A 13,483-nucleotide genomic window follows, 5' to 3' on the forward strand; every position below is an offset into this window, starting at 1 on the left:
AAGAATGGCTCCCCGAACAGGACTCGAACCTGTGACAACTCGATTAACAGTCGAGTGCTCTACCAACTGAGCTATCAGGGAATATTCAAAAGTGACAAGTATTAATTTATCATGAAATGTAAGCGAAGTCAAGTTGTTTTAAGTAAAAAAAGTTCAAGCCTTCCTCTGCACTTCCCACAAGCGTATTTTCGAGGATCCATTCGCCGTTTGCGCTTATACGACGTCCCGCAGCGTTCGCAACGCAGCTCGTATCGATACGGTTCCACACGCCGCTTCGGCTTCACGGTTGTCGGTAAATGACTGCAGAATCGACTGCCTCCAACCTTCGCGAGCAATGCCTTAAATTCAGGGTCTCGATGCTGATAGCCGCGCTTCTGCAAATGTAGATGGTAGTGGCATAATTCATGCTTGATGATTTTCTCCACCTCGTCCAAACCGTTGGCTTCGAGTTGATGAGGATTGATCTCAATATCGTGACTCTTCAGGAAATAACGCCCGCCTGTAGATCGCAACCTGGGATTGAACCTCGCGCGATGACGAAATGGAATCCCAAAACTCTCCTGCGATATCCGTTCAATCCAAGCTTGCAACTCCGCATCATTCACCGTTCATCATCCCTTCCCTGCTCGTCTACTAACTCTTGAATTGTAACGCCATCTTGGGCTACACTGTCAAGTAGAATCGTTAACTGAGGGGAGATTTACCACCAATGCCGAAGATGCGTTATATTATTCTACAACACGAGAGAAGCCTTGAGTTTATCGAAATGCCAAGCGACTATGCTTATCAATTAAGTGCGTTGAACCTGCGCCTGAACAAAGAAGTGAGCAAACTTACTGCAGAGCGCGTTCCGGTGCTTCCATTAGCGATCGCAGAATGCGATACGCTGGAATTGCTGCAAGAGACGTCATCGATCGAGAGCGGACTTGATTATTTGAATCGTCTAGAGCAATCCTTCGCGTCCATTCAAGAGAAGAGCTACCCGCTTATCTCGCTGCTCACGGAAATCCGCGCGCTGCAAGCCCAGTTAGAGCAGTGGTACGAAGAAGAAGCATAAAATGCCCCACAAAGTGAGGCTATGACTTCGTAGTCGAATCAGGTACTTTGCGGCACCTATGAAGACATCTAAGCAATCAGCCGTCATTTAATTGCTTGTTAACTGCAAGAGGACGTGCACAGGATCGCACTTCCGCCCATATGGTAATATTACACCAGGTTTGGGAGGAGGAAGGGCGATGCCGCAATGGCTGTGCAATCAACTCATGAAAGCCTTCCACAAGAAAGACCGTCGACAGATTAAATTGTTAAACGATTGTTGGTTCTTCTATTCAAGAAGATCCGTATCTTCACACGAAGAGACATCGAAAATGTAACAGGGTAGCGCCCAGGACATCGTTCTATTGAAGTCCCACGGGCCGCTACCCTGTTTTATGTTATCGTATTAGCTTTAGACTTACGAAGGCTTGCGCATCGTTAACCCAACGCGGCCTTTCTTCTCATCCACATTCAACACCCATACCGTAACATTATCCCCGACGGAGACGACATCCATCGGATGCTTCACGAACTTATCGCTCAGCTGCGAAATATGGACAAGTCCATCATTCTTAATCCCGATATCTACGAATGCACCAAAATCGATCACATTGCGCACCGTACCGTGCAGTTCCATCCCTGGCTTGAGATCCTCCAGCTTCAGCACATCTGTACGGAAAATCGGCGGTGGCAGCTCCTCACGCGGATCTCGGCCCGGACGCTGCAAGCTGTCCAATATATCACGAAGAGTCGGTACGCCAACACCGAGCCTAGCTGATACATCCGCTGGATCTACGATCGCGAGCCCCGCTGCAAGCTCCTTCGAGCCGACTTGCTTCAGCTCGTAACGCAGATCCTTGAACAATTGATCTACGACATTATACGATTCCGGATGAATCGGCGTCTTATCGAGCGGGTTCTCGCCATCCGTAATCCGCATGAAGCCGATACATTGCTCATACGTCTTCGCCCCGAGACGTGGTACCTTCTGCAACTGCTTCCGTGATGTAAATTTGCCGTTCTCCTCACGGAATTTCACGATATTCTTCGCAATCGTGCTGTTCACGCCTGCCACATAGGACAAGAGCGACGGCGATGCCGTATTCACATCGACACCGACATGGTTCACGGCCGATTCGACGACAGCGCCTAAGCTCTCTTCCAAGCGCTTCTGCGTTACATCATGCTGATATTGCCCGACCCCAATCGCTTTCGGATCAATCTTCACGAGCTCCGCGAGCGGATCCTGCATCCGGCGCGCAATCGATACCGCGCTGCGTTCGGCCACGTCTAGATCCGGGAATTCCTCCTGCGCGATCTTCGATGCGGAATACACACTAGCGCCCGCTTCACTAACGATCAGGTACTGCAAGCCGCGTCCCTTGTTCTTGCTCATGACATCCACGACGAACTGTTCCGTCTCCCGCGATGCCGTACCATTACCGATGACGATCAGTTCAATGTCGTATTTGCTAATCAATCGATTGAAAACCGCTTCTGCTTCCGCCACTTTGTTGTTCGGCGGTGTTGGATAGGTCACGGCTACTTCAAGCAGCTTGCCCGTCTCATCGACGACAGCCAGCTTACAGCCCGTCCGATAAGCCGGGTCGACGCCAAGCACGCATTTCCCTTTTACCGGTGGCTGTAACAGCAAGTTGCGCAGATTGCCTGCGAAGATCTGAATCGCTTGCTCTTCGGCTTTCTCCGTTAATTCATTTCGAACCTCACGTTCAATCGAAGGCGCGATTAAACGTTTATACGCATCCTCAATGACGGTCGTCAACACGTCTTGAACGACAGAGGCGCCTTGGATGACTTGCTTGCCTATGTATTGATGAATCCGGTCTGTCTGCACTTCGACCGATACCTTCAAGATATCTTCACGTTCTCCACGATTAATCGCGAGGGTACGATGCGGCGGCAGCTTCTTAATCGGTTCCTGATACGCATAATACATTTCGTAGACAGATTCCTGCTCCGCGTCCTTTGCTTCCGTACGCAGCAAGCCTTGATCGACGGTGTGCTGACGCACCCAGGCACGGATCTTCGCGTCATCCGCAATGACCTCTGCCAGAATATCCATTGCGCCTTGCAATGCTTCCTCTGCGGTCGCTACGCCCTTCTCTTCGCTGATGTACGCCGCAGCCTCCTGCATGACATTCCCTTGCTTCGGCTGTGCCCAGATCCAAACCGAGAGAGGCTCTAGTCCTTTTTCCTTCGCCACACTCGCTCTTGTCTTCCGTTTCTGACGGTAAGGACGATAGAGGTCCTCAACCTCCTGCAGCTTCTCAGCACTGACAATCGCCTGTTGGAGCTCTGGAGTCAGCTTCCCTTGTTCTTCAATGATGCGGATCACTTCACGCTTCCGCTCTTCTAAGTTACGCAAATAATTCAATCGTTCTTCAATGGAGCGAAGCTGATTCTCATCCAGCTCCCCCGTCATTTCTTTCCGGTAACGTGCGATGAACGGGATGGTATTCCCTTCATCCAGCAACTGGACAGTCGTTCGCACCTGTTTCAGCGCAAGCCCGATCTCCTTCGCCATCTGCTTCATAATACGTTCGAGTTCCGCAGCTTTCATTGCTTCTGCTGCTGTTCCAGCTTCCGCTGTCTGATCCGTCATTCACAATCCCTCACTTTGTTAACATCCTTCTTCTATTTTCTCAAAATGACAAAAAAAAACAAGGGCTCGAAGAACCCTCGCGTCATGGTACATCTCAAAATTCGATTAATCCGATGCTGATCTGGAGACCATCGTCTACCTTGCGCATCGTTTCCTCATCTAGATGAGTGATTTTATCGGTAAGCCGCTGCTTATCGATCGTTCGAATCTGTTCGAGCAAAATAACAGAGTCCCTGTCAAATCCATGGGTCTCTGCATCAATTTCCACATGCGTCGGCAGCTTTGCTTTCTGAATTTGCGCTGTAATAGCCGCGACGATGACGGTTGGGCTGAAGCGATTGCCGATGTCATTCTGGATAATCAATACAGGTCTTACCCCACCTTGCTCCGAACCGACGACAGGCGAGAGATCCGCAAAAAATACGTCGCCACGCTTCACTATCAATGGTTACACCCCACTAACTAGACGACCAAGAGTGCCCTCCGCATCTTCCTCCGCGTAAAATGCTTCCGATGCCATGGTCAAATTAATTTTGGCCATCTCCATATAGCCACGTTGCATCGATTCCCGAATATACCGTTTCTTCCGATCCATTAAATACAACTTCATTGCTTGCCGAATAAATTCACTTCGGTTGGAATTTTCCTTAGCCACGATCCCATCCACTTCTTGCAGCAGATTGTCCGGCAGACTGATCATGATTCTTTTCGTGTTCTGAACATTGGACACTTTTACTCGCACCCCCACAAACTTTCAACAACAATTAATACCAGTATGTCGATAACCGAGGAAATTTATACAAAAGAATATATATGCTTGATATATACCAAGTATGATCACTGGATTAGCATATGCCCGCGAATCGGGTGTTATCGACTACTATACTCATGTACTTATTCGAGAATAGGATGCGAAAACCCTTTTAATACGACAAAGAAATTATTGGTAAATATTGCTGTAGCTCACTTTTATAACAATCGATTGTCAATCTCAACAGGCACGCCGTCCCGTATATAAATACGTGGTATACGATCTGTCAGCATACAGACGGTCTCATAATTAATGGTACCTGTATGATCTGCGATTTCTTCTACGCTAATCCGTTCTCCGCCTTGCGAGCCGATCAGGACAACCTCTTCTCCCGCTTGAAGGGATTCACCTTGCTCTTCTAGTCCGCTCAGCTTCACCATGCATTGATCCATACAGATCGTACCTACGACCGGTACACGCTGTCCACGAATCAACACTTCGACTTTACCGCTCATCATGCGCGAAAATCCATCTGCATACCCGACAGGCAGCGTTCCAATACACTCTTCTTCCTGCTGCGTCATATATCGTTTGCCATAGCTGATCCCCGTATCCTTAGGAAGGCGTTTCACACGTGTGAGTCTCGTTCGCAGCGTCAAGATTGGCTTCAGCGCTACGCGTTCCTTCATCACTTCTTTGGATGGATACAGTCCGTACAGACTGATCCCCAGGCGTAACATATTGCCCGTCAATTCGGGCAGATCGATCCCTGTCGCGCTATTTCCTGTATGAATGATCGGAAGTGTAATACCGCGCGTCTGCAATTCGTCAATCGTTGCTTGAAAACCCCTGTATTGCCCCATGGTATATTCCTTATTCGTCTCGTCCGCGCAAGAGAAATGCGTGAAGATACCTTCCACATCTACTTGCGGAAGAGTGAGCATACGCTCTACAAAGTCTACCGCTTCTTGCCCTGCGAGCAGGCCCAATCTCCCCATGCCAGAGTCCACTTTTACATGAACTTTGAGTGGTTGCTCTGGATCTTCAGGCAAAGCTGCTGCGGCTTCGGCCACGTCTTCGCTGAACACCATTAATGTAATCTGGTGCTGTCTTGCAAGTGCCAGCCCTTCAGGCCCTGTGTATCCTAGGACGAGAATCGGTGTCTGTATACCTGCATATCGCAATTGCAATGCTTCATCTAGAAAAGCAACGCTCAAATAATCAATCCCGAGTCGCTCCGCCTCGCGTGCAATGCCAACCGCGCCATGTCCATAGGCATTAGCTTTGACACATGCTAGGAGTTTCGTGTCTGCTGGGATCAAGCTGCGAAATGCTTCGATGTTATGTCGTAATGCATTTAATGAAATCTCAGCCCTTGTCGGGCGATAGTATGAATCCAATTCATCCACCTTCTCTTCAACAGTCCACGATCTCTATATTTATCCGATTCTAATACACATTATTTAATCCTAACGCCCTGGAACTGTCAATGCAATGCACATAATCATGGAATGAAATACATTATTTCACAGTTAATGTTGTGGAAAAGAAAAAAGCTGTGCATACGGCCATTAATTAGCCGTTGCACAGCTTCGATGCATGATTATTTGCCGGACTGATCGATGAGAGAAGTAGCAATGCTGACCATCTCAGACTGCGGAAGATCCGCGCTGGAGAGACGGTATTCAATCCCTTCATCCGTCATCCAAGTTAATGTACGTTGTTCTGTACCTGTCAGATGACCAATGGTGAAGCCAAGGTCAACACTCTCGCCTTCCATAATAGCTACTTTGCGATCTTGTGGTCTTGATTCGCGCAGCGTAAAGTTATAATCCCCTGAGTATCTGAGAAGCACCGCATAATCTGGCGCATCGGAGATTTCCTTTGCATCTTGCAGCGTGACGTTCGCAGGAATATAGCCAGGTTCGATCATACCGAATGGTCCCAAATCTTTCGTTGGCTCAGCTGTTGTCTCCTTGCTCGGATCCGTGGCTGGTTCTCCTTCCTGCGTAGCGGATCCAGTATCACCATTCTCCGTTACTTGGCCTGTCGTAGGCAGGACTTCGATATTCATGCCTGTAGTCATATTACGCTGCATCTCAAAGGAATCCTTCTCGAATTTCGCATTGAAATCGAACTGATCGAATTTCACCTCGACAACGACGTTCGAATTCGCATCGGTCACTTGGACTTGTTTTGGCGCATAGGTCTCTTTATTTAACCAAATCTTCTGGCGAACCAACGCACTCGTCTGGTAATTCGCTAGCACATCGAACACGTAAGATTCCTTCTCGGAAGCGAATTGGCGCGCATTGTCTTGGAGTATGCTATGAACCAAGGTTTGGTAAAGATAGACCTGACCTTGCTTCTCCGGCCAATCGCTCTGGAAGCGGAAGCTCTTGTTCAAGCTAGGCGTTAAGACGAACACGCCTTCATCGTTGCGCAGGACGATTTGGGTAATATCTTTCTTGGCATTTTTGAGCGCAATGCGGTAGTACGATGGGTTCTGATACCAGACTTCAACCTGATATTCTTGCGGCTGCTGTCCCGTATGCAGTGTCATCGTACCTGATCCTTGATAACTCGATAGTTTGCTGACCACATGATCCAAATCCTTGACAATCGCTGCTGCATCTTTTGTCCCACACCCTGATAGCAACAATGTTACGCACATCACTATGGCCGTTATCCATGTGATCCGACGCATGAAATCATCCCCTCTGCAAAATTGTTAATTCATTGATACATGTCTATGAGGGATCTTGGCCAATTATGCAGACTAGCATGACAAGCGTGACAACCTCTTTCGTCAGCTTGTCCGAGGTGGAGGTGGGGCGATGAGGAGCGCACTGGCGGGCTGAATAACTGCATATTTGCAGTTATTTTCGGGCTTGGCAACGCCTCGCGGGCCGATTAACTGCTTTTTTGCAGCTAATTTCGAGCTTAGAGGCGCCTAGCGAGCTGATTAACTGCTTTTTTGCAGTTATTTCGGGCTTAGCGGCGCCTGACGGGCCGATTAACTGCTTTTTTGCAGTTATTTCGGACTTAGCAACGCCTGGCGGGCCGATTAACTGCTTTTTGCAGTTAATTTCGAGCTTAGCGGCGCCTAGCGGGCTGATTAACTGCTTTTTTGCAGTTATTTTCGGGCTTGGCAACGCCTGGCGGGCCGATTAACTGCTTTTTTGCAGTTATTTTCGAGCTTAGCGGCGCCTAGCAAGCTGATTAACTGCTTTTTTGCAGTTATTTTCCCCCTCACCAAATGATCTCGCCCATCGGCTTTCCAGTCAGGGTATATTTCGTTACTCGAATTCCACTTTCACTCCGAATCGGATTCAGATAACCTTTTGCAGACAACGCTAGCAGCACACGAACCGAAGTACGATGACACACATCCAAATGCGATTCAACATCCTTTGGTCGTAGGGGCCGCGCCAATTGATGCGCAAGGCGGATGACTTCACGTTCATTTCGTGTTGCCACAACATTTGATCTTTCGACGTGATACCGACTCAAAATCATTTTTAGCAGCGTAATGCATAACTCTGGCCGATCCGCCACATCATCATAAGCAAATGAAATAACGCGATACCCCATCGCTTGCAGGAATGTCTCGCGATTGAGCTCCTGACAATAGCGCGTGCGATCCATATCACGAACATGTGGGCCAAATCCCTTGATCTCGATGATCACTTTGAGCTCACCCGTAATCCATGCAAAGTCTGCGAAATACGACCGGCCTCTCCAATCCATTACTTCATATTCCGGATGAAGCTGCTCTAGATTCCCTACTACAGGCCACCATACTTGACGCAGAAAAAGCTCCTCACCGTGCTGATGTCCGCGTTCTAAGCGCACTTTTCGCTCACCAGATCTACTTTTCACATGGGAAGCAAGCCACATCTCATGTGCTTTTTCATATTCCAATGCCATGCCACCATCTCCATTCGTTACACAACAAAAAAACGCCCCTGTCCTTATCCAACGATAAGCAGAGACGTTCTTCGTCATGTGAAATATTCCATTTCTCCCATCATACCCGCTTGAGTGCACAATTTCAACGCTTACCGTGCTGATGTCTCGGATATTCATATGGTTGGCGGACATTAACTGCCTTTTTGCAGTTATTTCGGCTGGTACGCAGTCTATCGAGCCAATTAACTGCTTTTTTGCAGTTATTTCAGCTGATACGCAACCTTTCGTGCCATTTAACTGCTTTTTTGCAGTTATTTCGGCGATAACGCAACCTTTCGTGCCATTTAACTGCTTTTTTGCAGTTATTTCGGCCGATACGCAGCCTTTCGTGCCAATTAACTGCTTTTTTGCAGTTATTTCAGCTGATACGCAACCTTTCGTGCCATTTAACTGCTTTTTTGCAGTTATTTCGGCCGATAACGCAATCTAGCGAGTCAATTAACTGCTTTTTTGCAGTTATTTCGGCGATAACGCAACCTTTCGTGCCAATTAACTGCTTTTTTGCAGTTATTTCGGCTGATACGCAGTCTATCGAGCCATTTAACTGCCTTTTTGCAGTTATTTCGGCTGATACGCAGCCTTTTGAGCCATTTAACTGCCTTTTTGCAGTTAGTTCGGCCGGTACGCTGTCTATCGAGCCAAATAACTGCTTTTTTGCAGTTATTTCGGGCTTAGCGGCGCCTGACGGGCCGATTATCGACAGCCAATCCAAAGCAAAACGCCCCTGCCCTTATCGAGCAGAGACGTTCCTCAGCAGTCGCTATTCCTTTTTCCAATCAGTGGTCCCACCCGCTACTCCTTCGGCACCAACTTATAGATATCGCCATTCTCCAAGCAGTCAATCAATCGATTGAGCCAGGAATAGTACCGGACCGCCTCTTCCATCTTGCGCTTGTCCACTTCAAGTACGCCGTGAATGGCCGTATCCTCGGGAATCTCCCGCATCATCCGGCTGATCTCTTCAATCGAACGCCGAATGATCTGGATATTCGTCTCCACCGCTTTTCGCCACTCGATGGCAAAATAGTCGGTAAACGTCTGATACCAATCATACTCCACCTCATAGAGGTCTTTGCGGGAGCCCTTCTCCCATACTTTGTTCACCATATTCAAATCAAGCAGCGTACGCATGCTGGTACTCATGCTTGTTTTACTCATACTCATTTCTCGGCCCATCTCATCGAGGGTCATCGGCTTGTCCGCGAAAAAAAGCAGCCCGTACAAATGCCCGGTAGATAACGTAACCCCGTATAAATCCATATTGCGCCCGATCGCCTCAATGACACGCTTGCGTACCCGAAGCACCGCGTTCTGTTCCTCTTGACTTAACTGGTCCAAGCTCATTGCTTGTAACCTCCTATTCTCAATCCATCATAAAGCAGGCGCTGCACGCCCTCCTGCAATGACCTTGCTACATTATTATGAATGATATTGGTAATTATAGTTATACCGTACCGTTTGGGATTTATGCCAAGCGGCGGATCATTGTCTATTTTAAGGAATGGGAAATTAAATGTAAAGGACTGCAATAACGCGTGAGATCCAGAAAAATCAGGGAAAATTGAGCGAATTTACTTTGTACAGTTTTTTCTGTACATACCAAACATACAGAATTAATGGTTGAAAAAATGTGACTTTCTCTGTTACAATGGGTAGCACATTCAGCACGCAACCGAAACAACCTATCAACTTAAAGGGGTGAATCGTATGGCTATATTGGAAATAAAAGATGTGATTAAACTGTTCGGACCCAATCAAGAGCAAGGCGTTGCTCTTCTGAAGCAAGGCTATTCCAAGCAGCAGCTTGCCAAAGAAAAACAGATTACCGTCGGTGTCAATCGCGTCAATCTCGATATTCAGCAAGGTGAAATTTTCGTTATCATGGGGCTCTCCGGCAGCGGGAAATCAACACTCGTACGAATGTTCAATCGTCTCATTGAGCCGACATCCGGTCAGATTCTCGTGCATGGGCAAGACATCATGAAAATGAATAAAGAACAACTCCGTCATGTTCGCCGGAAAACGATCAGTATGGTGTTCCAGAAATTCGCGCTCTTCCCGCATCGCTCGGTCATCGAGAATGTGGAATACGGTCTCGAAATTCAGAAGGTCGACAAAAAGACGCGCCGAGAAAAAGCTCTGCAATCTCTAGAGCTCGTCGGTCTAAAAGGCTGGGGCGATAAAAAGCCAGATGAACTCAGCGGCGGGATGCAGCAACGTGTCGGGCTCGCTCGAGCGCTCGCCAATGATCCTGAAGTTCTACTCATGGACGAAGCCTTCAGTGCGCTGGATCCGCTCATTCGGCGCGATATGCAGGATGAACTGCTGGAGCTGCAGCTTCGCATGAAGAAGACAATCATCTTCATTACCCATGACCTCGATGAGGCACTACGTATCGGGGATCGCATTGCGCTCATGAGGGAAGGTTCGGTCGTTCAGGTCGGCACGCCAGAGGAAATTCTGATGCAGCCGGCAAACCAGTTCGTTGAACGCTTCGTGGAAGACGTCGACTTATCCAAAGTCTTAACGGCATCCCACGTCATGCGTCGTCCGGAGACGATTACGCTTGATCGCGGTCCAAGGACTGCACTGCAACTCATGCGCGAACGCGGTATTTCGAACCTCTTCGTCATCGACCGTTCGAAGCATTTACTTGGCGTCATTACGGCCGAAGATGCATCCAATGCATACAAAAACAATCACTCGCTGCAAGATATCCTGATCACCGACGGGCCAAAGGTTACACCTGAACGCCTTATTGGTGAACTATTCGAAATTACCAGCTCCGCAAAGGTGCCGCTAGCCGTCGTAGACAACGATAACCGACTGCTCGGCGTCATTGTCCGTGGAGCGCTCCTCGGGGCGTTAGCCGGCGAGATCGACTTCAAGGAGGTGACCGATCATGCCTAGAATTCCCGTGGCCGAGTGGGTTCAGAGCCTTGTGGAGTGGATGAGCGACCATCTCTCCGTTCTATTCGATGCGATCTCGCTCATTATCGCGACGGTCGTCGATTTTATCGCCTGGTTGTTCCTACTTCCGCATCCGATTATCTTCATTATTATTCTCGGCGTCATCGCCTATTGGGCTGGCCGCATTCCGCTTGCACTATTCTCCATGATCGGGTTCTTGTTGATCTACAACCTCGACTATTGGACACAGACGATGGACAGTCTCGCTCTTGTTATTACTTCCGGGCTCATCTCCATTGTGCTTGGAGTACCGATTGGCATTCTAACCGCCTATAATCGGACGGCATCCCGCATTATCATACCGATTCTGGATTTCATGCAGACGATGCCTGCCTTTGTATATTTGCTGCCCGCGGTTACCTTCTTCAGCTTAGGCGTCGTGCCTGGGGTTATTGCGTCTGTGATTTTCTCGATCCCGCCGACGATTCGGTTAACCCAGCTAGGCATCAAACAAGTGCCGGAGGAATTGGTCGAAGCTTCGAATGCATTCGGATCGACGGCCTTCCAGAAGTTATTCAAGGTGCAATTGCCTCTTGCGATGCCAACGCTGATGGCCGGTGTGAACCAGACCATCATGCTCTCGCTGTCCATGGTCGTTATCGCTTCTATGATCGGGGCGCAAGGCATCGGAGCCGAAGTCTACCGCGCTGTGACGCAGCTCCAGATTGGTAAAGGCTTCGAGGCGGGTCTTGTCGTTGTTATTCTAGCGATTGTGCTCGACCGTCTGAGTCAAAATATATTCAAGACGAAGAAGAGATAACAGCTTCCTATTCGTGAAAGGAGTGAACAGACATGCGCAATGTAAAAACGATCCAGGTTGTTCTGGTTAGTCTCCTCATGATCTCGCTGCTATCGGGTTGTCTTAATCCGGATCGCCGAACATTAGGGGAGACCATTCCCAAAAGCAATAAAACAACTTCAGATGAATCTGTAGGCGCACAGACCAACTACCAGATTATCGGGATTGATCCGGGTGCCGGGATTATGAAGGCAGCACATAAAGCCTTGCAGGACTACCAATTGTCGGATTGGACCCTCGTAGAAGGTTCCGGTGCAGCCATGACAGCTACACTCGATAAAGCGATTAAACAGCAGAGCCCGATTATTATTACGGGGTGGACACCCCACTGGATGTTCTCGAAATACGAGCTCAAGTATTTAGAAGATCCGAAAAAATCGTTCGGCGACGCGGAAGAGATCCATACGATTGCCCGCAAAGGACTGAAGAAGGATCATCCGGTCGCCTATACCTTCCTGGATCGGTTCGAGTGGACACCGGAAGAGATGGGTCAGATCATGACGTCGATTCAAGAAGGCATCTCCCCAGCGGAGGCGGCGAAGACATGGGCTGAAGCCAATCCAGAGCGCATTAAGCCATGGATCGAAGGCCTGACGCCAGTCAAAGGCGACACGATTAAGATCGGATACGTTGCTTGGGATTCGGAAATCGCCAGCACGAATCTGCTCAAATATGTACTTGAATCCAAGCTTGGATACAAGGTCAACGCGCTGCAAGTCGAAGCTGGGCCGATGTTCACAGGGGTTGCGAACGGCGATGTCGATGTCTCGGCTGCGGCATGGCTGCCGCTAACCCATGCGGATTATTGGGCGAAGTATAAAGACAAACTAGATGATCTTGGGCCGAATATGTCCGGCGTGAAAACGGGATTAGTCGTGCCGGCGTATATGAACGTTAATTCTATTGAAGATCTGCGTGCTTCGTAAAATCTTAATAAGATAGGCCTTTCACATGTGCCAAGATCAGTCAAGCAACATAAGATAATCTTAGCCGATCGGTATGGACGTAAGAACTTCTATTCATGTACATCCAAAGATGATCAACCCCGTATTGTGGAAAAAATATGGTTGACACATCATCCAGTAAAGAGTATCATTCGGTTGTAAATTCAAATGTCCTCGTTAGGTGAGGCTCCTATACAAATACAGGCCACTGCCCGGAAACATCGAAAGATGCCAATGGGTAGAACAGGGATTGCCGGATTAAGGCTTTTCATAAGGTGGCTAAGAGAACTTTCCGTTTTCTTTACGTTGTATAGTGCCAAAACTCGACTAGGGGGAACGGATGTTTATTTGTGCGTCCTTAAACCCTCTAGTCATACTAGAGGGTTATT

14 protein-coding genes, 1 tRNA gene, 1 pseudogene and 1 riboswitch are annotated in these 13,483 nt (G+C 48.4%); of the genes and pseudogenes, 6 read left to right on the forward strand and 10 right to left on the reverse strand.

Features of this window, described 5'->3' with window-relative positions:
- Nucleotides 1–5: 5 nt before the first annotated feature.
- Nucleotides 6–81: transfer RNA gene (locus tag GCU39_RS19600), tRNA-Asn, on the reverse strand.
- A gap of 47 nt (nucleotides 82–128) precedes the next feature.
- Nucleotides 129–605 (reverse strand): SprT family protein, encoded by a 477-nt coding sequence (locus tag GCU39_RS19605; protein ID WP_152395056.1) that lies wholly within the window; start codon nucleotides 603–605, stop codon nucleotides 129–131.
- 104 nt (nucleotides 606–709) lie between these two features.
- On the opposite strand from GCU39_RS19605, the gene GCU39_RS19610 reads away from it, so the two are divergent.
- The gene (locus tag GCU39_RS19610; protein WP_152395057.1) at nucleotides 710–1,057 is read left to right on the forward strand and encodes a hydrolase/acyltransferase; all 348 of its coding nucleotides are present in this window, start codon (nucleotides 710–712) and stop codon (nucleotides 1,055–1,057) included.
- Nucleotides 1,058–1,235: 178 nt separating this feature from the next.
- Nucleotides 1,236–1,373: a cortex morphogenetic protein CmpA gene (gene cmpA, locus GCU39_RS19615; RefSeq protein ID WP_152395058.1), complete on the forward strand. Its 138-nt coding sequence runs from the start codon at nucleotides 1,236–1,238 to the stop codon at nucleotides 1,371–1,373.
- 80 nt (nucleotides 1,374–1,453) lie between these two features.
- On the opposite strand, the gene GCU39_RS19620 is transcribed toward cmpA, so the two are convergent.
- From GCU39_RS19620 to GCU39_RS19640, 5 genes are all read right to left on the reverse strand, one after another.
- On the reverse strand, nucleotides 1,454–3,658 hold the full coding sequence (locus tag GCU39_RS19620; protein WP_152395059.1) for a Tex family protein: 2,205 nt from the start codon (nucleotides 3,656–3,658) through the stop codon (nucleotides 1,454–1,456).
- Between the two features lie 94 nt (nucleotides 3,659–3,752).
- On the reverse strand, nucleotides 3,753–4,103 hold the full coding sequence (locus tag GCU39_RS19625; protein ID WP_026263981.1) for a type II toxin-antitoxin system PemK/MazF family toxin: 351 nt from the start codon (nucleotides 4,101–4,103) through the stop codon (nucleotides 3,753–3,755).
- Nucleotides 4,104–4,106: 3 nt separating this feature from the next.
- Nucleotides 4,107–4,388 (reverse strand): CopG family ribbon-helix-helix protein, encoded by a 282-nt coding sequence (locus GCU39_RS19630; RefSeq protein WP_018757642.1) that lies wholly within the window; start codon nucleotides 4,386–4,388, stop codon nucleotides 4,107–4,109.
- Between the two features lie 239 nt (nucleotides 4,389–4,627).
- Nucleotides 4,628–5,809, reverse strand: a complete 1,182-nt coding sequence (alr, locus tag GCU39_RS19635; RefSeq protein ID WP_152395060.1) for an alanine racemase — start codon at nucleotides 5,807–5,809, stop codon at nucleotides 4,628–4,630.
- Nucleotides 5,810–6,012: 203 nt separating this feature from the next.
- Entirely contained in the window at nucleotides 6,013–7,116 is a 1,104-nt protein-coding gene (locus GCU39_RS19640; RefSeq protein WP_152395061.1) for a LolA family protein, read from the reverse strand.
- A gap of 218 nt (nucleotides 7,117–7,334) precedes the next feature.
- Between GCU39_RS19640 and GCU39_RS19645 the strand changes: the two genes are divergently transcribed.
- Nucleotides 7,335–7,583 carry a hypothetical protein gene (locus GCU39_RS19645; RefSeq protein WP_152395062.1) on the forward strand — a complete coding sequence of 83 codons (249 nt, stop codon included), beginning with the start codon at nucleotides 7,335–7,337 and terminating at the stop codon, nucleotides 7,581–7,583.
- Between the two features lie 78 nt (nucleotides 7,584–7,661).
- Here the strand turns inward: GCU39_RS19645 and GCU39_RS19650 are convergent, their stop codons facing one another.
- The 3 genes from GCU39_RS19650 to GCU39_RS19660 form a co-directional block, all read right to left on the reverse strand.
- Complete coding sequence (locus tag GCU39_RS19650; protein ID WP_407671568.1) at nucleotides 7,662–8,339, reverse strand: DUF559 domain-containing protein; 678 nt, start codon at nucleotides 8,337–8,339, stop codon at nucleotides 7,662–7,664.
- 400 nt (nucleotides 8,340–8,739) lie between these two features.
- Nucleotides 8,740–9,093 (reverse strand): hypothetical protein, encoded by a 354-nt coding sequence (locus tag GCU39_RS19655; protein ID WP_152395063.1) that lies wholly within the window; start codon nucleotides 9,091–9,093, stop codon nucleotides 8,740–8,742.
- Nucleotides 9,094–9,173: 80 nt separating this feature from the next.
- Nucleotides 9,174–9,725: a GbsR/MarR family transcriptional regulator gene (locus tag GCU39_RS19660; protein ID WP_152395064.1), complete on the reverse strand. Its 552-nt coding sequence runs from the start codon at nucleotides 9,723–9,725 to the stop codon at nucleotides 9,174–9,176.
- 363 nt (nucleotides 9,726–10,088) lie between these two features.
- Here GCU39_RS19660 and GCU39_RS19665 point away from each other — a divergent pair, with 363 nt between their 5' ends.
- The 3 genes and pseudogenes from GCU39_RS19665 to GCU39_RS19675 all read left to right on the forward strand — a co-directional run bounded on the left by GCU39_RS19665 (nucleotide 10,089) and on the right by GCU39_RS19675 (nucleotide 13,076).
- Entirely contained in the window at nucleotides 10,089–11,291 is a 1,203-nt protein-coding gene (locus GCU39_RS19665; protein ID WP_152395065.1) for a quaternary amine ABC transporter ATP-binding protein, read from the forward strand.
- Nucleotides 11,284–12,106 (forward strand): annotated as a pseudogene (locus GCU39_RS19670) (ABC transporter permease); the annotation flags it as partial. The gene GCU39_RS19665 and the pseudogene GCU39_RS19670, both read left to right, overlap by 8 nt.
- 37 nt (nucleotides 12,107–12,143) lie before the next feature.
- Nucleotides 12,144–13,076: a glycine betaine ABC transporter substrate-binding protein gene (locus GCU39_RS19675; protein WP_152395067.1), complete on the forward strand. Its 933-nt coding sequence runs from the start codon at nucleotides 12,144–12,146 to the stop codon at nucleotides 13,074–13,076.
- Nucleotides 13,077–13,260: 184 nt separating this feature from the next.
- A riboswitch (M-box (ykoK) riboswitch) is annotated at nucleotides 13,261–13,436 on the forward strand.
- The last annotated feature ends 47 nt before the right edge of the window (nucleotides 13,437–13,483 follow it).

Origin of the sequence: Paenibacillus guangzhouensis (assembly GCF_009363075.1) — a bacterium.
Taxonomy (GTDB): domain Bacteria; phylum Bacillota; class Bacilli; order Paenibacillales; family Paenibacillaceae; genus Paenibacillus_K; species Paenibacillus_K guangzhouensis.

Coding starts and splice junctions, on each gene's coding strand:
- GCU39_RS19610 (WP_152395057.1), top strand. CDS start 710: ATGCCGAAGATGCGTTATATTATTCTACAACACGAGAGAAGCCTTGAG.
- cmpA (WP_152395058.1), top strand. CDS start 1,236: ATGCCGCAATGGCTGTGCAATCAACTCATGAAAGCCTTCCACAAGAAA.
- GCU39_RS19620 (WP_152395059.1), bottom strand. CDS start 3,658: ATGACGGATCAGACAGCGGAAGCTGGAACAGCAGCAGAAGCAATGAAA.
- GCU39_RS19640 (WP_152395061.1), bottom strand. CDS start 7,116: ATGCGTCGGATCACATGGATAACGGCCATAGTGATGTGCGTAACATTG.
- GCU39_RS19650 (WP_407671568.1), bottom strand. CDS start 8,339: ATGGCATTGGAATATGAAAAAGCACATGAGATGTGGCTTGCTTCCCAT.
- GCU39_RS19660 (WP_152395064.1), bottom strand. CDS start 9,725: ATGAGCTTGGACCAGTTAAGTCAAGAGGAACAGAACGCGGTGCTTCGG.
- GCU39_RS19665 (WP_152395065.1), top strand. CDS start 10,089: ATGGCTATATTGGAAATAAAAGATGTGATTAAACTGTTCGGACCCAAT.
- GCU39_RS19675 (WP_152395067.1), top strand. CDS start 12,144: ATGCGCAATGTAAAAACGATCCAGGTTGTTCTGGTTAGTCTCCTCATG.